Here is a 22,496-nt window from a genome sequence, read left to right on the forward strand (position 1 = left end):
GGATGGGCGGCGGGACGTCACGCCGGGGTGCAGGTCACCGAGGCAGGCGGAGTGTTGGCGCCGCTCCAGCTGCCGTTGAAGCCGAACGAGGTGTTCCTGCCCGCTTGAAGGGTCCCGTTGTACCCCGCGTTCGTCACCGTCACGTTCGCCCCCGACTGGGTGTGGGAGCCGCTCCAGAGCTGGGTGATGGTCTGGTCGCCGGGGAAGGTCCACCGCACCGTCCAGCCCGAGATCGTGACCGAACCGGTGTTGGTCACCGTGACCGACGCCTGGAAGCCGCCGGGCCACTGGTTGCCGGGCGTGTAGACGGCCGAGCACGCCTTGCCGGTCGTGGGCGTCACCGTCGGCGAGGCCGTGGGAGAGGACGTGGGCGAGGAGGTCGGAGAAGAGGTCGGGGAGGACGTCGGGGAGGAGGTGGGAGACGCCGACGGGGAGGGCTCGGGGCCCGTACGGTCGCCGTAGATGATGCCGCGGCCGTTCGTCCCCAGGTAGACCCGCCCGTACACCCGCGGGTCGCCGGTGAGCGCCTCGCCCATGTTGCCCCACTGGTGCTTGTCGTCGTTGATGCGCACCCAGGAGGCGCCCGCGTCGTCGGACCGGAACAGCCCGGTCACCCCGTCGATGGTGGCCACCGCGAACAGGGCCATGTAGGCGCGCCCGGGGGCGGCCTTGCCGAAGCCGATGTTCACGGCGCTGGTCGCGGCGGGCAGCTTGGTGAAGCTGTCGCCGGAGTCGGTGGAGTGGAAGATGCCCGTCTCCCCCGCCAGCCAGATGTCGCCCTCCTTGCCGGGCATGGCCTTGAAGTGCAGGTTGCCCTCGGCGGGCAGGCCGGTGGCGGCGGTGGCGGTGAAGGACGCGCCGCCGTTGACGGAGCGGTAGAACCGCCCGCCGCTGTAGGCGTAGAACTTCATCGGGTTGACGCGGTCGGACTCGACGATCGCCCCGGTGGGCACGCCGCTGGACTGGGTCCAGGAGTTCCCGTAGCCGACCGAGTAGTGGACCGCGACGCCCTTGGGCGCCCACACGAAGCGGGAGCCGTCGGCCGCGGCGGCCACGGTGCCGCCCTCGTTGACGCCGCCGGGCTCGCCGCCCTGGAACCAGTTCGCGCCGCCGTCGGTGGAGAAGGCGACATGGCTGTCGCCCGGCCGGTCGGCGTCGGTGAAGTTCCCGGCCCGCACCATGACCGAGGGGTTCTTCTCGGCGTAGTCGAGGCTGGTGGTGGAGGTGAAGGTGGGCTGGGTGAACATCATCGGCGGCACGGCGTCGAGGTTGGCGTGGCGGAAGCCGCCGATGTCGCCCAGGCCGCTGACGAGGGGCGCGCCGGCGGGCGGGCTGATCAGGTCGAGCACCGCGGTCTCCTCCAGGCCCTTGACCATCGGCTTGATGGTGAACTGGGCGCCGGAGTCCCACTTGGTGAGGTCCTCGGTGCCGTAGATCGTGGCGCCGGTGCCGTACATCATCCGGTTGGAGTCGTGCGGGTCGATCTCCATCGACTCGGTCATCCAGCCGAGCTTGGGCGTCACCTCGGGCGGCTGCGGGTTGCCGCCGAAGGTCAGCCAGGGCACCTCGGAGATGTCCATCTTGTAGCGGAAGCTGCGGTTGGGGTAACTCGTCCAGTCCCAGACGCGGGTCCAGGTGGCGCCCGAGTCGGTGGAGCGGAAGAAGATCACGTCGGGCCACCAGGAGATCTGGGTGGCGACCATGAGCGTGCCGGGCCTCTGCCGGTCCAGGGTGAGGCCGCTGTAGCCGAAGTAGGCGTCGGAGCTGCTGGAGGGGATCGGGCTGACCTGGGTCCAGGCGTCGGTGGCGGTGTCGTGGCGCCACACGTCGCCCTTGCCGCCGCTGTACGGCCCGGCCGTGTCGCTGGTCGCGACGAACAGGTGGCCGTTGACCGTGTCGAGGACGCCCTTGTGCGGGATGTAGCCGGTGGGCTGCCCGGCGACGCGCTCCCAGGTGACGCCCGCGTCGGTCGACCGGTAGAGGATGTTCTGCTTGTCGGCCACCCCGACGTAGATGGTCTTGGTGGCGGTGCCCTTGGCCGAGGAGCGCGGGTCGAAGGTCACCCACACGACGCCGGGCCGGTGGCTGTTGTAGCCGCCCGGGTCGTTCGGGTCGTCGGCGTAGTCGCCCGGGTTGGGGAAGGAGGCGACCTTCGACCAGGTGGCGCCGTAGTCGGTGCTGCGCCACAGGCCGTTGCCGTTGGGCGCGCCGAGGTACAGGACGCTGCTTCTGTTGGGGTCGACGGCCAGCGCCTCGCCCATGCCGCGGCCGGGCATGTTGCCGCCGAGCTTGAAGGGCAGCGGGCTGGCCTGCCAGCTGTCGCCCTTGTTCGTGGAGCGCAGGACCGCCCCGTTGCCGGGGTCCCAGCTGTTGGTGTACATGCCGACGGCGGCGTAGACGCGGTTGGTCTCGACCGGGTCGGTGGCCAGGCTGACCACGCCGTTCCAGCCCCACTTGTCCCAGCCGACGTGGTCCAGCAGCGGGGTCCAGGAGCGGGTGGCCTGGTTCCACCGGTAGGCGCCGCCGATGTCGGTGCGGGCGTAGACGAGGTTCCTCTCGGTGGGGTTGAAGACGATGCCGGGGACGAAGCCGCCCCCGTCGATCCGGACGTTCTTGAACGAGTAGGGGTCGGAGGCGACCGCCGAGACGGGCGCCAGCCGCGCCATCGACACCGTGAGTAAGACGGCGGCGACGGCGAGCACGCTGAGCAGTCTGCTGCGCATGCGCGGCTCCTTCTTGACATGCCAAGGGTGGACCGCCATGCACGTTCGGGACCCTGACCGTCGCCGCGCGCATGAGCCTGGCCATGAGGCTCACACATCCGGATATGTCCGTCAATAGTTTACTGACTAAACAAAGTCACTTCTTTCAAGTTAAATCGGGGTAAAGTCTGTTAGTCTGGACGCCGCCGGGAGCGCTCCCACAAGCTGGTGGAGACCAAGTGACCGACTTGCCACCCCCCACACTCGCCCACGTCGCCGCCGCCGCAGGAGTCTCACCCGCCACCGTGTCCCGTGTGCTGACGGGATCCGCACGGGTGACCACCTCCACGCGCAGGCAGGTGCACGAAGCCCTCACCCGCCTGGGCTACACCAGGCAGCGCGCCCCCCACGGGCAGCGCCGGGACGGGACCCTCGTCGCCGCGGTGGTGTGCGAGCAGCCCCAGAGACTGTTCACCGAGCCCTTCTACGCCAGGCTCCTGCCCGCCGCCGAGGCCGCCCTGGCCGCCGAGGGCGTACCGCTGGCGATCATGTCCGCCGCCACCCGCCAGTCCCTCCTGACCGGACCCGCCCTGATCACCGGGCGCATGACCGGGGTCCTGCTCGTCGGGGCCCCCGACGGCCATCCCGTGGCCGCCATGCTCAGCGCGTCCGGGCTGCCGGTCCGCTGCGTGGGCAGGCCGCCGGACGGGCTGGCCCTGCCGTACGTGGACATGGACAACCGCGACGGCGGGCGGCAGGCCGCCGAGCGGCTGCTGCTGACCGACCGCCGGTCCATCGCGGCGATCGCCGGGCCCGCCGCCCTGCCCGGCTCGCGCGACCGGATCGAGGGGTTCCTGCAGACGCTGGCCCAGGCCGGGATCACGGACGTGCCGGTGGCCTACGGGGACTTCAGCCACCGCTCCGGCGCGCAGGCCATGCACGGGCTGCTGCGGCGGCGCCCGATGCTGGACGCCGTCTTCGCCGTGTCCGACGCGATGGCCGTCGCCGCGCAGCACGTCCTGCACCGGGCGGGGCGGCGGGTGCCCGACGACGTCGCCGTGATCGGCTTCGACGACTCGCCCCTGGCCCTGCACGCCTCCCCCCGCCTGACCAGCGTCAGGCAGCCGGTGGAGGAGCTGGGCGCCAGGGCGGCGCGGCTGCTGCTCCACCAGACGCCGGACAACCCGGTGCTGCCGACGGAGCTGGTGGTCCGTGAATCAGGGTGACCTGCTCGCGCGCAGATACCAGATCCTCACGCCCATCGCCTCGGGCGGGATGAGCCAGGTGTGGCGGGCCTTCGACCTGTCGTTACACCGGTTCGTGGCCGTCAAGGTGCTGGCCGGAGCCTGCCGGTCCGACCGCGACCCGATCAGGCGGGAGGCCCAGACGGTCGCCCGCCTGGTCCATCCGGACGTGATCGAGGTCTACGACTACGGCGAGACGGTGGCGCCCGACGGCCGCCTGGCCGCCTACGTGGTGATGCGGCTGCTGGAGGGCGAGTCGCTGGCCGACCGCATCGACCGCGGGCCGCTGCCGTGGCGGGAGGCGGCCGTCGTCGGCGTACGGCTGGCGCGCGTCCTGGCCGCCGCGCACGCCGGGGGGATCGTGCACCGGGATCTGACGCCGGGCAACGTGATGCTGACCTCCGAGGGCGCCAAGGTGCTGGACTTCGGCATCGCCGCGCAGATCGGCGAGCCCCAGGAGGAGGTGGCGGGCACCCCGCCCTACGTGGCGCCCGAGTGCCTGACCGGGGTCCCGGCCGATCCCGCGGCCGACGTCTACGCGCTGGGCGTGGTGCTGTACGAGATGCTCACCGGGCGCCTGCCGTACCCGGAGCGGACCTGGGACGAGCTCGAACGGGTCCGTGAGCGGCCGGTGCCCCGGCTGCCGTGGACCCTGCCGCGGCGGCTGGCCCGGATCTGCCGCGCCTGCCTGGCCGGGGACCCCGCCGCGCGGCCCGCGGCCCGGCAGGTGGCCGACGTGCTGGCGGCCTGCCTGGAGCGGCGGCACCGGCCACTGCCCCTGACGGCCGTGGCCGCCGCCGCTGCCATGGCCGCGACCGTCTCGGCGCTGCTCCCGCCGGCCGAGGGGCCGCCGCCCGCCTCCCACGAGGCGGGCCGGCGCACCGCGGCGGCGACGCCTCCGGCCTCTCCCACGACCCCGGCCTCCACGACCCCGGACGCCCCGGCCCGGGGCACCGCCACGACCTCGCCCGAGCCGATCATGGCTCCGCTCGGCACCCCGGTCACCCGGCGGGGCGTCGCGTCGGAGCCCGCGTACGCGGCGGCGTCGCTGGAGGAGGCGGCCGGCGCGTTCGAGGCCGTGCTCGCCGAGGCCGAGGCGCAGGGGCGGGTCCGCCAGGACGTCGCGCTCGACCTGCGCCAGGTGCTGCGCAACCTGATCGCCTCCGGCGAGCGGGACCTGTCGCCGCTGCGCGCCAAGCTGCGCGACCGGCGGCGGGAGGGCGCGATCGGCCCGGAGGCGGCGGCGGCCCTGGACCGGCTCGTCGCCGCCATGCAGGTGCTCGCAGCTGATGAAAGTTTCAACACCGGCCCCTAGCCCGCCCAAGCACTGACCTGGGAGCGGCCGAAACCTCGGCGTAACGCGATCGCCCCCGCGTTGACATCACCCCCGGCGGCTCCAGAATGACGCATGGGAGCGCTCCCACTCTGCCCATCCCCTGGCATTGGAGCACTTTGGCCATGTCCCCACCGAGGCGCTTGTCCCTCCTGGCCGCGCTCGTCTTAGCGACGGGCTCGGCCACCCTCCTGCCCGCCGCCCCCGCCCACGCCGCCCTCGCCTGCCAGGTCGACTACTCGACCAACGACTGGGGCACCGGCTTCACCGCCAACGTGAAGATCACCAACCTGGGCGACCGGATCGACGGCTGGCGGCTCGGCTTCGCCTTCCCCGGCAACCAGAAGATCAGCCACGGCTGGAGCGCCACCTGGAACCAGGTGGGGCAGCAGGTCACCGCCGACAGCCTCGACTGGAACAAGGTGCTGGCCACCGGCCAGTCCACCACGATCGGCTTCAACGCGACCTACTCCGGCACCAACGCCAAGCCGAGCAGCTTCACGATCACCACCGCGGGCACCACGGTGACCTGCGGCGGCGCCAACCAGGCCCCGACGGTCCAGCTGACCAAGCCGGCCCCGGGCGCCACGTTCACCGCGCCCGCCACCGTCGAGCTGGCCGCGGACGCCGCCGACGCCGACGGCACGATCGCCAAGGTCGAGTTCTTCAACGGGACCACCAAGCTGGGCGAGGACACCACCTCGCCCTACACCTACACCTGGAGCAACGTCCCGGCGGGCGACTACTCGCTGACCGCCAAGGCCACCGACGACAAGGGCGCGAGCGCCACCTCCAGCCCGGCCGGCATCAGCGTCAAGGCCGACACCGGCCCCGCCGTCCTGGTCAGCCCGACGACGATCACCGTGCCCGAGGGCGGCGAGGCCACGTTCGAGGTGAAGCTGTCCAAGCAGCCCTCCTCGGCCGTCACCGTCACCACCGCCCGCGCCGCCGGCGACACGGACCTGACCGTCAAGTCCGGCGCGACGCTCACCTTCTCCACCAGCGACTGGAACACCGGCAAGGCCGTCACGATCGCCGCCGCCGAGGACGCCGACACCACCAGCAGCAGCGCCGAGTTCACCTCCTCGGCCACCGGCCACACCGCCTCGAAGGTCACCGCGAGCGAGGCCGACAACGACCTGGGCGGCGACAACGAGTACATCAAGCGGTTCGTCGAGCTCTACAACGACCTGAAGGACCCGGCCAACGGCTACTTCTCGCCGCAGGGCGTGCCGTACCACTCGGTGGAGACCCTGATGGTGGAGGCGCCCGACCACGGGCACGAGACCACCAGCGAGGCCTACAGCTACTACCTGTGGCTGGAGGCGGTCTACGGCCAGGTCACCGGCAACTGGGCGCCGTTCAACGCGGCCTGGGCGTCGATGGAGAAGTACATCATCCCCGCCACGGCCGACCAGCCCACCAACTCCTTCTACAACCCCAGCAAGCCCGCCACCTACGCCGCCGAGTGGAACGAGATCGACCGCTACCCGACGCAGATCGACTCCTCGGTCTCCGTCGGCGTCGACCCGATCGCCAACGAACTGAAGTCCGCCTACGGCACCAGCGACATCTACGGCATGCACTGGCTGCTCGACGTGGACAACACCTACGGCTTCGGCCGCTGCGGCGACGGCACCACCAAGCCCGCCTACATCAACACCTACCAGCGCGGCCCCGAGGAGTCGGTGTTCGAGACCATCCCGCACCCCTCCTGCGAGACCTTCACGTTCGGCGGGCCGAACGGCTACCTGGACCTGTTCATCAAGGACTCCTCCTACGCCAAGCAGTGGCGCTACACCAACGCCCCCGACGCCGACGCCCGCGCCGTCCAGGTCGCCTACTGGGCGCTGACCTGGGCCAAGGCGCAGGGCAAGGAGTCGCAGATCGCCGCCACCGTGGGCAAGGCCGCCAAGATGGGCGACTACCTGCGCTACGCGATGTACGACAAGTACTTCAAGAAGCCCGGCTGCACCAGCACGAGCTGCCCGGCGGGCACCGGCAAGGACAGCGCGCACTACCTGATGTCGTGGTACTACGCCTGGGGCGGCGCCACCGACACCAGCGCGGGCTGGGCCTGGCGGATCGGCTCCAGCCACAACCACATGGGCTACCAGAACCCGCTGGCCGCCTGGGCGCTGTCCACCGTGCCCGAGCTGAAGCCCAAGAGCGCCACCGGCAGCCAGGACTGGGCGACCAGCCTCACCCGCCAGCTGCAGTTCTACAAGTGGCTGCAGTCGGCCGACGGCGCCATCGCCGGCGGCGCGACCAACAGCTGGGAGGGCCACTACGCCGCCCCGCCGGCCGGGTTGCCGAAGTTCTTCGGCATGGCCTACGACTGGCAGCCGGTCTACCACGACCCGCCGTCCAACCAGTGGTTCGGCTTCCAGGCCTGGTCGATGGAGCGGGTGGCGGCGCTGTACTACGCGACCGGCAACGCCGACGCCAAGGCCCTGCTGGACAAGTGGGTCTCCTGGGCGATGGCCAACACCACGATCAACGCCGACGGCACCTACAAGATCCCCTCGACGCTGCGGTGGACCGGCCAGCCCGCCGGTGACTGGAACTCCACCACCGGCATGCCGCCCGCCAACCCGAACCTGCGGGTCACCGTCGTGGACCACACCTCCGACGTCGGCGTGACGGGCTCCTACGCCAAGGTGCTGATGTACTACGCGGCCAAGGCCGGCCACACCGGCGCCCGCGACATGGCCAAGGCGCTGCTGGACGGCATGTGGAACAACCACCGCGACGCCAAGGGCGTGTCGGTGCCGGAGACCAAGGCGGACTACAACCGCCTGGACGACCCGGTCTACGTGCCGGCCGGCTACAGCGGCAAGATGCCCAACGGCGACGCGATCAACTCCAGCTCGACGTTCCTGTCGATCCGGTCCTTCTACAAGAGCGACCCCGACTGGCCCAAGGTCGACGCCTACCTCAAGGGCACCGGCCCGGCCCCGACCTTCACCTACCACCGCTTCTGGGCGCAGGTCGACGTGGCCACCGCCCTGGCGGAGTACGGCCGCCTGTTCGGCTGACGCAAGCAGGCGCGGCGGTGCCTGACCCACCGCCGCGCCTTTCGTCAAGGAGACCCTTCATGCGGAGAGCTCTGGTGGCGGCGTCCTCGCTGCTGCTTCCCTTCCTCGTGTTATCCGCGCCCGCGCGGGCGGCCGACTTCGCCTACGGCGAGGCGCTGCAGAAGTCGATCTGGTTCTACGAGGCCCAGCAGTCGGGCAGGCTGCCCAGCTGGAACCGCGTCTCCTGGCGCGGCGACTCGGCCCTCGACGACGGCAAGGACGTGGGCCTGGACCTCACCGGCGGCTGGTACGACGCGGGCGACCACGTCAAGTTCGGCCTGCCGATGGCCTTCACCACGACGATGCTGGCCTGGGGCGCGGTGGAGTACCGCGACGCCTACGCCGGCTCCGGCCAGCTGACCCACCTGCTCAACAACCTCAAGTGGGTCAACGACTACTTCATCAAGGCCCATCCCTCGCCCAACGTGCTGTACGGGCAGGTCGGCAACGGCGGCCGGGACCACGCCTGGTGGGGCCCGGCCGAGGTGATGCCGATGGAGCGGCCCGCCTACAAGATCGACGCCTCCTGCGGCGGGTCGGAGCTGGCCGGTGAGACGGCCGCGGCGATGGCCGCCTCGTCGATCGTCTTCCGTCCGACGAACCCGGCCTATGCCGACACGCTGGTGACGCACGCCAGGCAGCTGTACACCTTCGCCGACACCGTGCGGAAGAAGTACAGCGAGTGCATCACCGACGCCCAGGGCTACTACAACTCCTGGAGCGGCTACAACGACGAGCTGGTGTGGGGCGCGATCTGGCTCTACCGGGCCACGAACGAGGCCGCCTACCTGGCCAAGGCCGAGCAGTACTACGACGCCCTCGGCACCGAGCCGCAGTCCACGACCAAGTCGTACAAGTGGACCATCGCCTGGGACGACAAGTCCTACGGCGCCTACGTGCTGCTGCACAAGCTCACCGGCAAGCAGCGCTACCTGGACGACGCCAACCGATGGCTGGACTACTGGACCGTCGGCGTCAACGGGCAGCGCGTGCCGTACTCGCCGGGCGGCCAGGCCGTGCTGGACCGGTGGGGCTCGCTGCGGTACGCGGCCAACACCGCCTTCGCGGCGCTGGTGCACAGCGACTCCATCGGCGACGCCACGCGCAAGGCCCGCTACCACGACTTCGCCAAGCGGCAGATCGACTACGCGCTCGGCGACAACCCGCGGGGCAGCTCCTACGTGATCGGCTTCGGCACCAATCCGCCCAAGAACCCGCACCACCGCACGGCGCACGGCTCGTGGAGCGACCAGATCACCAACCCCGAGCACACCCGGCACACGCTGTACGGCGCGCTGGTCGGCGGCCCGCCCGCCCCGGACGACCAGTACACCGACAAGCGCGACGACTACGTGATGAACGAGGTCGCCACCGACTACAACGCGGGCTTCACCAGCGCGCTGGCCCGGCTCTACGCCGAGTACGGCGGCGCCCCGGCGGCGAACTTCCCGCCCAAGGAGACGCCCGACGGCCCGGAGATCTTCGTCGAGGCCGCGGTCAACGCCTCCGGCCAGAACTTCACCGAGATCAAGGCGATCGTGCGCAACCGCTCGGCCTGGCCGGCGCGGGCGCTGACGAACGGCTCCTTCCGCTACTACTTCACGCTCGACGGGGACACCACGCCCTCGCAGATCACCGTGTCGTCGGCCTACACCCAGTGCAAGGCGCCCACCGGCCCGACCCCGGCCTCGGGCAGGACGTACTACGTCACGATCGACTGCTCGGGCACGACGATCGCGCCCGCGGGGCAGTCGCAGCACCGCGCGGAGGTGCAGTTCCGCATCGCCTCCTCCGGCACGTGGGACCCGGCCAACGACTGGTCCTACACCGGCGTCGCGACGACCCCTGGCGCCACCCCCGTGCTGGTGCAGAACATCCCGCTCTACAGCGGCACGACGAAGATCTGGGGCAACACGCCGGGCGACGAGGGCCCGCCGGACACCGAGAAGCCCACCAAGCCCGGCAAGCCCGCCGTCAGCGACATCACCGGCTCGACCGCCCGCGTGACCTGGACCGCCTCGACCGACAACGTCGGTGTCTCCGGCTACGACGTCTACAGCGGCGCCACCAAGCTGGCCGGCGCGACCACCAACGCCGTCACGCTCACCGGCCTGACGCCGAAGACCGCCTACACCGTCCACGTGGTCGCCCGCGACCTGGCGGGCAACGCCTCCGACCCCTCCGACAGCACGTCGTTCACCACGGCCGACACCCCCACCGGCGACTGCACCGCCACCTACAAGGTGATCAACTCCTGGCAGGGCGGCTTCCAGGCCGAGGTGTCCGTGACCTCCACCAGGGCGATCACCGGCTGGACGGTCGGCTGGACCTTCCCCGGCGACCAGAAGATCACCCAGCTGTGGAACGGCAGCCACACCCAGACCGGCGCCACGGTGTCGGTGAAGAACGCCTCCTGGAACGGCAGGCCGCCGGCCACCTTCGGCTTCACCGCCTCCGGCCAGGCGGCCACCCCCTCCCCCATCACCTGCACCGCTTCCTGACCGTTCCCGGCCTCCGCGGGCCGGGGGCTCGCCCGCCGTCCCCCGGCCCGCGGATCCCATCCGAGGAGTCTCATGAACCTCCGCAGGACCCTCGCGGCGGCCACCGGGGCCGCCGCGCTCGCGGTCTCGCTCGCCGCCGTCTCTCCCGCGGCTCCGGCACTGGCCGCCACGGGGCTGCGCGTCAGCGGCACGAAGATCCTGGAGTCCAACGGCAACGAGTTCGTCATGCGCGGCACCAGCCACGCCCACACCTGGTACCCGTCGCAGACCTCCTCCTTCGCCAACATCAAGGCGCTGGGCGCCAACACCGTCCGCGTGGTGCTCAGCGGCGGCCGGTGGACCAGGAACGACGCCGCCGACGTGGCCAATGTGGTCTCGCTGTGCAAGACCAACCGGCTCATCTGCGTGCTGGAGAACCACGACACCACCGGGTACGGCGAGCAGTCCGGCGCCTACACCCTGGACCAGGCCGTCGACTACTGGGTGAGCGTCAAGAGCGCCCTGGCCGGCCAGGAGGACTACATCGTCGTCAACATCGGCAACGAGCCGATCGGCAACAACCCGACCACGCCGGACTGGGCCACCGCCACGAAGAACGCCATCCAGCGCATGCGCGCCGAGGGCTTCGACCACCTGCTCATGGTCGACGCGCCCAACTGGGGCCAGGACTGGCGCGGCGTGATGCGTGACAACGCCGCCTCGGTGGCCGCCGCCGACCCGGACAAGAACACCGTGTTCTCGGTGCACATGTACGGGGTCTACGACACGGCCGCCGAGATCGTCGCCTACCTCGACGCCTTCAAGGCCGCGAACCTGCCGCTGGTGATCGGCGAGTTCGGCTTCAACCACTCCGACGGCGACCCCGACGAGGACACCATCATGGCCGAGGCCGTCAAGCGCGGCGTCGGCTACCTCGGCTGGTCCTGGAGCGGCAACGGCGGCGGCGTGGAGTACCTGGACCAGGTCACCAACTTCGACCCGGCCCGGCTGACCAGCTGGGGCCAGCGGCTGTTCAACGGGGCCAACGGCATCGCGCAGACCGCCAAGGAAGCCACGATCTACGGCGGCTCCACGCCCGACACCGAGAAGCCGACGCGGCCCGGCACGCCCGCCGCCTCCGACGTCACCGCCACCACCGCCCGGCTGACGTGGGCCGCCTCCACCGACAACCGGGGCGTCGTGGGCTACGACGTCTACCGGGGCGCCGCCAGGCTGGCCAGCTCGACCACCAACGCCGTCACGCTGACCGGTCTGAGCCCGGAGACCGCCTACACCGTCCACGTCGTCGCCCGCGACGCGGCCGGCAACGTCTCCGACCCCTCCCCCACCGCGACCTTCGCCACGCCCAAGGGCTCGACCTGCACGGCCGTCTACCGGACGGTGGGCCACTGGCCGGGCGGCTTCCAGGGCGAGGTCACCGTCACCTGCCCGCCGGGCACCAGCGGCTGGCGGGTCAGCCTGGCCTGGTCCGACGCGAGCGTCAAGGTCACCCAGGCGTGGAACGCCACCGTGACCGGCACCGGTCCCTACACCTTCGCCAACGCCTCGTGGAACGCCGGCGGCGGCACCTTCGGCTTCCTGGCCTCCTGGCCGGGCAGCGGGGCCCCGCCGAGCCCGAGCGTCGGCTGATCTGACGAGGGGTGCGGCTCCCCAGGCCGCACCCCTTCGCCAGGCCCGTCCCCGAAAGTTTCTGACCATATAGGAAAGTATCGAAGGGAGACATCGTGAAACCCGCACGAGTGGCGATCGCGACCGCGATCGGCCTGCTGTCCGTGGCACTGTCGACGGCGCTGCCGGCGGCGCCCGCCGGCGCCTCGGCCCCGCTGCGCGAGCACGCGGCCGCCAAGGGCAAGTTCATCGGCACCGCGCTGGCCACCGGACCGCTGGCGAGCGAGAGCGCCTACCGCACGATCGCCGCGACCGAGTTCGACCAGGTCACGGCCGAGAACGCGATGAAGTGGGACGCGACCCAGCCCAGCCAGGGCCAGTTCACCTTCTCCGGCGCCGACCAGATCGTCGCCTTCGCCGCCCAGAACAACCAGCAGGTCCACGGCCACACGCTGGTCTGGCACAGCCAGACGCCGGGCTGGGTGCAGAACCTGTCCGCCGCCCAGCTGCGCACGGCCATGCAGAACCACATCAGCACCGTGGTCGGCCGCTACGCCGACAACCCCGTCGTGCGCTCCTGGGACGTCGTCAACGAGGCGTTCGAGGAGAACGGCAGCTACCGCAACTCCTTCTGGTACCAGAAGCTCGGCGAGGGCTACATCGCCGACGCCTTCCGCTTCGCCAGGGCCGCCGACCCCGACGCCAAGCTGTGCATCAACGACTACAACGTCGAGGGGATCAACGCCAAGAGCACGGCCATGTACAACCTGGTCCGCACGCTGCGCCAGCAGGGCGTGCCCATCGACTGCGTCGGCTTCCAGGCGCACCTGGCGATCCAGTACGGCTTCCCCGGCGACGTCCAGCAGAACATGCAGCGCTTCGCCGACCTCGGCGTCGACGTCCGGCTCACCGAGATCGACGTGCGCATGCAGATGCCTCGCGACGCCACCAAGGACGCCACCCAGGCGACCTACTACCGCAACCTCGTCAACGCCTGCCTCGCCGTGACCCGGTGCGTGGGCATGACGATCTGGGGCTTCACCGACAAGCACTCGTGGGTGCCCGACACCTTCCAGGGCCAGGGCGCGGCGCTGATCTACGACGAGAACTACGGCAAGAAGCCGTCCTACAACGCCGTGCACGACGCGCTCGCGGGCGGCACGAGCAACGACACGCAGAAGCCCACCAGGCCCGGCAAGCCCGCGGTCTCCGACGTCACCGGCTCCAGCGCCCGCGTGACCTGGACCGCCTCGACCGACAACGTCGGCGTGACGGGCTACGACGTCTACAGCGGCACCACCAAGCTGGCCGGCGCGACGACCAACGCCGTCACGCTGACCGGCCTGTCCCCCAACACCTCCTACACCGTCCACGTCGTGGCGCGTGACGCGGCGGGCAACACCTCCGACCCCTCCGACACCACGTCGTTCACCACGACGGGCACGCCGGCCGGCGACTGCACCGCGACCTACCGCCTGGTCAACTCCTGGCCCGGCGGCTTCCAGGCCGAGGTGTCCGTCACCTCCACCAGGGCGATCACCGGCTGGACGGTCGGCTGGACCTTCCCCGGCGACCAGAAGATCACCCAGCTGTGGAACGGCACGCACACCCAGACCGGCGCCACGGTGTCGGTGAAGAACGCCTCCTGGAACGGCAGGCCGCCGGCCACCTTCGGCTTCACCGCCTCGGGTGCCGGCGCGACGCCGTCCGGCGTGACCTGCACCGCCCAGTAGCGTCGCGGGGCCCTGCCGGCGGCTCCCAGCGCCGGCAGGGCCGGTCCGGCGACCCAAGGGTGCGGGTCAGGAGAACGCCAGGTCCCTGACCCGCACCTCGCCCTTCAGCACCAGGTAGACGTCGCCGTGCCCGGGGGTCATGGACGCGGAGGCGGTGGCCCACCGGTAGACGTCGCCGGTGGCGGGCACCCGGGCCGTGCCGAGCAGCGTGCCGGTGGGCGAGCCGAGGCGCACCTCGATCGAGCCGCCGCCCGCCGACGCCACGCCCGCGGTGAAGGCTCCGCCGTACCGGGCGTCCTTGAAGAGGATCCATCCGGGCCCGGCGACGGCGTCGCCGGCGGCCTTGGTCTCGTCGGCGAACCGCACGCCGGAGTAGTCGTCGAAGTCCATCGCCCGCGTCGCCCGCGTCAGGTCGCGCGGCGGGATCGTCTCGCCCGCCACCTGGAGGGTGGTGCGCTGCCTGATCCGGTCGGAGGAGGAGCCGGCCATCACCTCGTGGACGGCCTGCTCGACGACCCACTTGTTCCTGGTCACGTCCCACACCGCCAGGTCCTCGCGCTTGAGCGGGAAGGTGACGGTGCGGCTCTGGCCGGGGTTCAGGGTGATCCGCTGGAAGCCGCGCAGCCGCTTGACCGGCTGCTGGAAGCGGGAGTCGCGCTGGCGGGTGTAGAGCTGGACGACCTCGTCGCCGGCGACCCTGCCGGTGTTGGTGACCTTGACGCTGACCTGGCCGCCGCGCACTTTCAGGCCCTCGTAGGCGAAGGTGGTGTAGGACAGGCCGTGGCCGAAGGCGAACAGCGGCCTGCCGCGGTGGTAGAGGTAGGTCAGCCCGGCCTTGGCGATGTCGTAGTCGAGCAGGCCGGGCACCTCCTCGGTGGCGTACCAGGTCTGGGTGAGCCGCCCGGCCGGGTTGACGTCGCCGAACAGCACGTCGGCGATGGCGTGGCCGGTCTCGGCGCCCGCGTGGGTGGTCCACAGCAGGGTGGGGGCGTCGACCACGACCGGGTAGCTCGTCTCCAGCACCACGACCGTGTTGGGGTTGGCCTTGCGCACGGCCTCGACGAGCCGCCGCTGGCCCTCGCCGAGCCGCAGGTCGTCGCGGTCGTGGAACTCGCGGCCGTGCACGAACGGGTGGCTGCCGACCACGACCACCGCGACCTCGGCCTCGGCCGCCTGCTCGGCCGCCTGGGCGATGCCGTCGGCGACGACCTCCTTGGCGAAGCGGGCGGCCTGGTCCTTGGTGCCCATGCCGAGCACGCCGTCGGCGCCCACGGTGACGTAGGGCTCGTCGATCCAGAACCAGCCCTCGTCGATCTCGTAGCCCTCGTACTTGATCAGGTAGCTGCCGTCGTCCTGCCTGTCCAGGGCGAACTGCTGCTGGACGTACCAGCCGTCCGGTTCGGCCGCGGTGGTGGTGAACGGCCCCCAGTTGCCGCCCAGCAGCCTGCCGTTGCCGACGTTGCGCAGGGTGGAGACCGGGCCGGTCCAGTCGGTGAGGTCCCACTGGGAGGCGGGCGTGGGCGCGGCGTCCACGACGGCGGCGTCGCCGCCGGTGGCGGTGACGTACTTGCCGGTGTCGAGGTGCTTGAGCGCGATGCGCTCGACGCCCGTGGCCGTGGTCACCCGGGAGACCCGTTCCTTGATCCCGTCGGCCGGGGTGACCTGGTAGGGCAGCTCGCCGCCGTACCAGTCGCGGTAGAGCACGTCCGACAGCGGGCCGACGACGGCGGCCGACTTGGGGCTCTTCAGCGGCAGCAGGCCCGAGTTGCGCAGCAGCACGGCGGCCTTGCCCGCGGCCTGGCGGTTGAGCCTGCGGTGCGCGGGGCTGTCGACCACGTCCTTGGTGATCTTCCCGTACGGCCCGCCGCCGGGGTCGAAGTGGCCCAGCCGGAAGCGGATCGTCAGCGCGTTGCGCACGGCCCGGTCCACGTCGGCCTCGGTGATCAGGTTCTTGGCCAGTGCCTCCTTGAGGATGCCGATCATGGGCTGGGCGTCGGCGCCGTCGACGGTGTAGCTGTCCAGGCCCGCCTTGAGCACGGCGGCGAACGCCTCGGGTTTGGTGGCGAAGTACTTCTCCAGCTCGGTGAGCGCGTGGGGGCCCCAGGCGTCGCTGACGTTGTAGAGCGTCTGGTCGGTCCACGACCGCACGAGCGTGCCGAGGTCGGGGTTGACGTGGTTGGGGCGGCCGTTGACCAGGTTGTAGGAGGCCATCACGCCGGTGGCCGCGCCCTGCTGGACGGGCGTCTTGAAGGCGGGCTCGTAGTACTCCTTCCTCAGCCTGGGGGTGAGGCCGGAGGAGGTGAGGCTGCGGTCGGTCTCGTTGTTGTAGGCGAGGTAGTGCTTGAGCACCGGCGCGGTCTTGAGGTGCCGGGGGTCCTCGCCCTGCAGGCCCTTGCCGTACGCGGTGGCCATGGCGCCGGTGAGCAGCGGATCCTCCGAGTAGCCCTCCTCGTTGCGCCCGGCCCGCGGGTGGCGCAGCAGGTCGACCACGGGCGCCCAGACCTGCAGGCCCCACAGCACCGGGTCCTCGCTGTGGTAGCCGCGCACTTCGTCGCCGACGGCCGAGCCGACGCGCCTGACCAGCTCGGGGTCCCACGTGCTGGCCAGGCCGACGGCCTGCGGGAAGACCGTGCCCTTGGCGAACTTCTGGTTCCAGTTGTCGCCGAGGTGGTTGGACCAGCCGACGCCGTGCAGGGCCTCGGTGCCGTTCTTGTGGTACGGCACGCCCAGGCGCGGGATGGCGGCCTGCGACTGGTGGAGCAGGGACAGCTTCTCCTCCAGGGTGAGGCGGCCGAGCAGGTCGTCGACCCGCTGGGCGAGCGGCAGGGAGGGGTCGCGGAAGGGGAGGTCCCCGGCGGCCTGGGCGGGCGCGGCGGCCAAGCCCGCGACCAGGACCGCGGCGAGGACGGCACGTTTGATCACTTGATGGCTCCTACGGTGATGCCCCGGGTGAGCGTGCGCTGGAAGAGCAGGAAGAACACGACCGCCGGGAGCAGGCCGAGCAGCGCCGAGGCGCTGGAGGCGGTGGCGTCCATGAACTTCTCGCCCTGCAGCACGCCCAGGGCGACCGGCGCGGTCTGGGTGTCGTTGGAGATGAGGAAGATCAGCGGGAGGAAGAACTCGTTCCAGGTCCAGATGAAGAAGAAGATCAGCAGCACGCTGAGCGTCGGCCTGCTGACCGGGACCACGATCGTGGCCAGCGTGCGCAGCCGCCCGGCCCCGTCCATGGAGGCGGCCTCGAGGATCTCCCGGGGGAACTGGCCGAGGACGGCGCTGAGCAGGTAGGTGCCGAAGGCGGCCTGGATCGCCGTGAACACGATGATCATGGCGAGCCGGGTGTCGTAGAGGCCCGCCGCCTTGGCCAGGTAGTACAGCGGGTAGGCCAGCGCCTCCTGCGGCAGGGTGTTGGCCAGCAGGAACAGCGCCAGGATCCACACCCGGCCGCGCACCCGCCCGATGCCGAGCGCGTAGGCGTTCAGCACCGACAGCACCACCGCCAGCACCGCCACCGAGCCGCTGATGACGAAGCTGTTCCAGAGCTTCTCGCCGAAGTCGACGCGGTTCCAGAAGTCGACGATGCCCTGCAGGTACAGGCCCTCGGGCAGGCTGAGGGGGCCGTGGGCGCCGTAGTCCTGCGGCGACTTGACGGCGTTGAGCGCGACGATCACGAACGGGAACACCATGACGATCGCCAGGACCGCCAGCGCGATCCGCACCGCGTGCCTGGTCACGTCGCACGCTCCTGGACGCGCAGGAACAGGAACGTCACCGCGACGATGACGAGCGCGAGGACGGTGGCGATGGCCGAGCCGTACCCCACGTTGCTCTTCTGGAAGAAGTTCAGGTAGGAGAAGTAGGAGGGGACCATGGTGGCGTCGCCGGGGCCGCCGCGGGTGAGCACGAAGATCGGGCCGAACACCTTCAGCGCCGCGATCGTGCAGGTGAGCAGTACCACGAAGATCTCCGGCCTGATCTGCGGGACGGTGATGTGCCAGAAGCGCCGCCACCAGGAGGCGCCGTCGATCTGCGCGGCCTCATGCAGCGCCGGGTCCACCCGCTGGAGGCCCGCCATGAAGACCACGACCGGGTAGCCGAGCTGGAACCACACCATCACCGCCATGACGGTGGCCAGGGCCAGGTCGGGGTCGCCGAGCCAGTCCACATCCAGGCCGAGGATCTGGTTGACCGCGCCGTAGGAGGGGTGGAGCATCCACCCCCACACCACGCCCGCGACGGCGACCGGCAGCACCTGCGGCAGGTAGTACAGGGCGCGCAGCACCACGGCCGTGCGTCCCTTGAGGTGGAACAGCGTGGCGGCCAGCACCAGGCCGATCGCGGCAGGCACGACGGCCATGGCCACGATGAGCCCGGCGTTGTGCTGGAAGGACGCCCAGAACCGCTCGTCGCGCAGCAGCCGGGCGTAGTTCTCCAGCCCGATCCACCTCGGCGTGCCGACGCCCGACCACCTGGTGAAGCTCGCACCGAGGTTCATCAGGAACGGCACGGCGATCACGCCGAGGAACAGGATCGAGCTCGGCACCAGGTAGAGCCAGTAGCCCCGGGCGTTAGAAGCCAAGGTCCGCGAGGTTGTCTTGGTACGGCTTGGCGATCTCATCGAGGACCTGCGACGGGGACTTCGAGCCGTTGATCAGGTTCTGCACCCCGGCGACGAGCACGTCGTAGTAGCCGGGCGCGGGCCAGTCGGGGTAGAAGGCCAGGCCGTCCTGCGCGGTGAGCTTGTTGAAGGTCTCGATGAGCTCCTTGCTCTTGGCGTCGGTGATGGCGGCCGGGTCGGCGGCCACCGGCACGCCGCCGGAGTTGCCGAGCAGGTTCTGGATCTCCCTGCTCATCGTGATGTCGATGAAGTCGTAGGCCAGGTCCTTGTTCTTGGACTTCTCCGGCACCACCCACAGGTTGCCGCCGGAGCCTGGGGCGAGCCGGTTGCCGGGGAACAGGAAGGTGCCCCACTCGAAGTCCTTGACGGTGCTCTGCACGCGGCCGTACCACCAGCTGCCGGAGATCATCATGGGGAACTTGCCGTTCATGAACGCCACGCCCATGTCCTCGGCCTTGAGGGCGGCGGAGTTCTTGGGGATGTAGCCCTTGCCGACCCAGTCGGCCATGGTCTGGGCGGCGTAGGTGAGCTGCGGGCCGTGGAAGTCGACCTTGCCCTGGTAGGACTGGTAGGCGTTGACCCAGGCGCGGTCGGCCTTGCTCAGGGCCAGCTCGTAGAAGATCTGCTGAGCCGGGTACTCGGCGCCCGCGACGCTCAGCGGGGTGAGGCCCGCCTGGACGAACTTGTCCATGGCGGCGGTGAACTCCTCGAACGTGGCGGGCACGGAGACGCCGTGCTCGTCGAAGAGATCCTTGTTGTAGTAGACCATCACGAACTCGCCGTAGTTCGTGACGCCGTACCACTTGCCCGAGCCCATGACGCCGCGGTCGTCGTACTTGGAGGTGGTCTGCAGGCCGCCGGGCAACAGCCTGTCCCAGCCGCGCTTGGCGGCCTCCTCGGTGAGGTCGGTGAGCAGCCCCTGCTTGGACAGCAGCCCGGCGGTGGCGTTGCCCTTGTTGTACTCCATGACGTCCGGGGCCTCGTCGGAGTTGAGGACCATGCCGGCGGTCTTCTGGATCTGCTCGAAGCCCTTCTCCTCGAACTGGACCTTCACGTTCGGGTGGGTGGCCTCGAACTTCTTGACGGCCTCGGCCCAGGCCTTGCCCATCGCGCTGTCGGGGGTCTCGTAGTGCCAGAGCTTGAGCGTGCGCGGTCCGCTGGGCTGGGCGGACGGCGCGTCCTGGCCGGAGCCGCAGGCCGCCAGCGCGAGGACCGCCGCGGCCAGCAGGCAGGTGAGCTTGTTCATCGGACTTTTGGGGCGGAGACCCCCGCCTTCAGGCGGGGAGGAAGCCCCTTTCCTTCCTCGGTTGTCGGTGGACTGGTGTATTGTCGGCGTGTTCCGCGATAGCCAAGCGGGACTGCTGGACGGCCGCTGGACGGGCGGTCGCTGCGCGGGAAGGGCCCGGGTTGCCGAGCCGGTGCACCGCGAACCACCAGACCCGGCATAGCCGGGAGCTGGAATCCCTCTCGTTCGCGAGGGGAGGACGTCAACGCATCTCCAGGTAGGTGATCTCCGCACCGTCGGCCACGGTGTCGCCCGGCTCGGTGACCGGGATGCGCGCGCCGTGCCGTACGAAGAGGGGGATCTGGTCCAGCGGCTTGGCCACCTCCACGTAGCGGCCGCCGGCCAGGGTCTCGCCGGTCCAGTAGTCGACCCAGTCGCCGTGCGGCAGGTAGACCTTCCGCACGCCGTCCGGCGAGATCATGGGGGCCACGAGCAGGTCGCGGCCGAGCAGGTACTGCAGGTCCGCCTGCCAGGCCACCGGGTCGCCGGGGTAGTCGGCGCACAGCGCCCGCATCATCGGCGCGCCCGTGCGCGCCGACTCCTCGGCGGCGGCCAGGATGTACGGCATGAGCCGGTAGCGCAGCCGCAGGGCCGCCACCGCCTCGGCCTCCACGGCCGGGAACTCCCACGGCTCCCTGCTGGTGGTGCCGTGCAGGCGCACCAGCGGGGACAGCGCGCCGAACTGCACCCAGCGCACGTACAGGTCGTCGGTGGGGGTGCCGGTGAAGCCGCCCGCGTCGTGGCTCCAGAACGGGACGCCGGACAGGCCGTGCGCCAGGCCGCCGCGGATGGTGCTGCCCATCGCGGCGTAGCTGGTGTAGATGTCGCCGCTCCACTGGGCGCTGTGCCGCTGGCCGCCCAGGAAGCTGGAGCGCGCCCACACCAGCGTGTGGCCGTGCACCTCGTGGGTGACCTCGGCGACCACGTCGTTGAACAGCAGCGTGTAGACGTTGTGCAGCTCGGTGCCCGTCATGCCGTTGAAGGCGACGGCGTCGTGGGGGACGGCCTCGGCGAAGTCGGTCTTGAAGCACTGCACGCCCTGCTCCAGCAGCGGGCGCAGCAGGCCCTTGAACCAGGCGGTGGCCTCGGGGTTGGTGAAGTCGACGATGGCGCAGGGCGGGTAGGAGCCGTGCCAGCAGTCGGCGACGTACGGCTCGCCGTCCGGCTTCTTCAGGAAATATCCGGCTGCGGCGGCTTCCGGGAAGACGGGGCTCAGGTGGGAGACGTAGGGGTTCATCCACAGGCAGACCTTGAAGCCCATGCGGTCCAGCTCGGCCAGCATGGCGCCGGGGTCGGGGAAGCGCTCGGCGTCCCAGCGCAGGTCCGACCAGTGGCCCTCGGTCTGCCAGTAGGTGTCCAGGTGGAGCACGTCGCAGGGGATGCCGCGCCGCCTGATCTTCCTGGCCCGTTCCAGGACGCGCTGCTGGGTGTCGACGAAGAAGCCCGAGGAGATCCACGTGCCGAACGCCCAGGCCGGCGGCAGGGAGGGGCGGCAGGTGAGCCGGTCGAAGCGCTCCAGGATCTGCGGCGGCGTCGGCCCGGCGATCACGTAGTAGTCGATGAGGTCGTCCGGCACGACGATCTGCACCACGCTGTGGGTGGACTGGCACACGTCGAACTCGGCCGGCAGGCCGCTGTCGACCATGACGCCGTAGCCCCGGCTGGACAGGTAGAAGGGGACGTTCTTGTAGGCGCGCTGGGACTCGGCGCCGAAGGCGTCGAAGTTCCACATCAGCGGGCGCTGGCCGCGCTTGTCCAGCGGGGTGAAGGACTCGCCGAAGCCGGTGAAGCACTCGTCGGGCGCGGCGGCGAAGGTCTCGTGGTAGGCGGCCACCCCGCCGTCGGCCCGGGACCGGCCGAAGGGCAGCGTGCGCAGCCGCCCGCTGATGTCGCGGTGGCCGGGGTCCTCCTCCACAAGCGTGTGGCCCTCGGCGTCGGCGAAGCGCAGGTGCCACGGGGCGAGGGTGATCTCGGCGCGCAGCGCGCCCGCGTCGACGACGATCGTCTCGCCGCCCGCCTCGGGATCGCCGGTCCCGTCAGGCTCGGCGGGGCGGCGGTCCACCCGGGCCCCCGCGTAGGTGCCGGGTGTCACCATCGAGATCGCCCGGGCCGAGCGGGTCCTGGCGTCCACGTCCTCGCTGAGCCGTACCCGGATCACGCCCTCGCCCGCGACGCTCACCCGCACCACCAGCGTCTCCTCCGCCGAGGTGGAGCCCTTGAGCGTCACCCCGGCGGTGTCGGCGTCCACCAGCTCGGCGGACGTCACCGCCGACAGCCCGGCCTCGCCGGGTTGCCTGACGGGCAGCTCGGGCGGATCGGCGACGAAGTACTCGTGCGCGACCAGAGGGGGGCGGTAGGGCATGGAGGCTCCTTCGGCGTGCTGAGGTTCTGGATTAGT

Annotated in this window: 12 protein-coding genes; 6 read left to right on the forward strand and 6 right to left on the reverse strand. The window is 70.8% G+C overall.

All coding sequences use genetic code 11. The features are described 5' to 3' along the window. Positions 1–17: 17 nt before the first annotated feature. On the reverse strand, positions 18–2,723 hold the full coding sequence (locus BSB02_RS08125) for a cellulose binding domain-containing protein (RefSeq protein ID WP_084958065.1): 2,706 nt from the start codon (positions 2,721–2,723) through the stop codon (positions 18–20). Between the two features lie 218 nt (positions 2,724–2,941). Between BSB02_RS08125 and BSB02_RS08130 the strand changes: the two genes are divergently transcribed. The 6 genes from BSB02_RS08130 (at position 2,942) to BSB02_RS08155 (ending at position 14,198) form a co-directional block, all read left to right on the forward strand. Continuing rightward, complete coding sequence (locus tag BSB02_RS08130; protein WP_084958066.1) at positions 2,942–3,928, forward strand: LacI family DNA-binding transcriptional regulator; 987 nt, start codon at positions 2,942–2,944, stop codon at positions 3,926–3,928. Next, on the forward strand, positions 3,915–5,261 hold the full coding sequence (locus BSB02_RS08135; RefSeq protein ID WP_143590374.1) for a serine/threonine-protein kinase: 1,347 nt from the start codon (positions 3,915–3,917) through the stop codon (positions 5,259–5,261). Before BSB02_RS08130 ends, BSB02_RS08135 begins: the two co-directional genes overlap by 14 nt. 143 nt (positions 5,262–5,404) lie before the next feature. After that, positions 5,405–8,317 carry a glycoside hydrolase family 48 protein gene (locus BSB02_RS08140; protein ID WP_084958067.1) on the forward strand — a complete coding sequence of 971 codons (2,913 nt, stop codon included), beginning with the start codon at positions 5,405–5,407 and terminating at the stop codon, positions 8,315–8,317. A 59-nt stretch (positions 8,318–8,376) separates the two neighbouring features. Next, positions 8,377–10,857 carry a glycoside hydrolase family 9 protein gene (locus BSB02_RS08145; RefSeq protein ID WP_084958068.1) on the forward strand — a complete coding sequence of 827 codons (2,481 nt, stop codon included), beginning with the start codon at positions 8,377–8,379 and terminating at the stop codon, positions 10,855–10,857. A 72-nt stretch (positions 10,858–10,929) separates the two neighbouring features. Further along, entirely contained in the window at positions 10,930–12,486 is a 1,557-nt protein-coding gene (locus tag BSB02_RS08150) for a cellulase family glycosylhydrolase (RefSeq protein ID WP_084958069.1), read from the forward strand. Positions 12,487–12,581: 95 nt separating this feature from the next. Continuing rightward, a complete protein-coding gene (locus tag BSB02_RS08155) occupies positions 12,582–14,198 on the forward strand; it encodes an endo-1,4-beta-xylanase (RefSeq protein WP_240506267.1) in 1,617 nt (538 codons plus the stop codon). 66 nt (positions 14,199–14,264) lie between these two features. Here BSB02_RS08155 and BSB02_RS08160 read toward each other — a convergent pair whose 3' ends face one another. The 5 genes from BSB02_RS08160 to BSB02_RS08180 form a co-directional block, all read right to left on the reverse strand. After that, positions 14,265–17,120, reverse strand: coding sequence for a glycoside hydrolase family 3 protein (locus BSB02_RS08160; RefSeq protein WP_084958071.1), 2,856 nt, complete (start codon positions 17,118–17,120; stop codon positions 14,265–14,267). Continuing rightward, positions 17,117–17,929: a carbohydrate ABC transporter permease gene (locus BSB02_RS08165; protein WP_240506268.1), complete on the reverse strand. Its 813-nt coding sequence runs from the start codon at positions 17,927–17,929 to the stop codon at positions 17,117–17,119. Before BSB02_RS08165 ends, BSB02_RS08160 begins: the two co-directional genes overlap by 4 nt. Next, positions 17,926–18,774: a carbohydrate ABC transporter permease gene (locus tag BSB02_RS08170; protein ID WP_206184568.1), complete on the reverse strand. Its 849-nt coding sequence runs from the start codon at positions 18,772–18,774 to the stop codon at positions 17,926–17,928. The genes BSB02_RS08165 and BSB02_RS08170 overlap by 4 nt, the downstream gene beginning before the upstream one ends. Continuing rightward, positions 18,764–20,059 carry an ABC transporter substrate-binding protein gene (locus BSB02_RS08175; RefSeq protein WP_084958073.1) on the reverse strand — a complete coding sequence of 432 codons (1,296 nt, stop codon included), beginning with the start codon at positions 20,057–20,059 and terminating at the stop codon, positions 18,764–18,766. Before BSB02_RS08175 ends, BSB02_RS08170 begins: the two co-directional genes overlap by 11 nt. A 241-nt stretch (positions 20,060–20,300) precedes the next feature. Continuing rightward, positions 20,301–22,460, reverse strand: a complete 2,160-nt coding sequence (locus BSB02_RS08180; RefSeq protein ID WP_084958074.1) for a TIM-barrel domain-containing protein — start codon at positions 22,458–22,460, stop codon at positions 20,301–20,303. Positions 22,461–22,496 lie beyond the last annotated feature (36 nt).

The sequence above is a fragment of the Thermoactinospora rubra genome, from assembly GCF_002093975.1.
Classification (GTDB): Bacteria; Actinomycetota; Actinomycetes; order Streptosporangiales; family Streptosporangiaceae; genus Nonomuraea; species Nonomuraea rubra_A.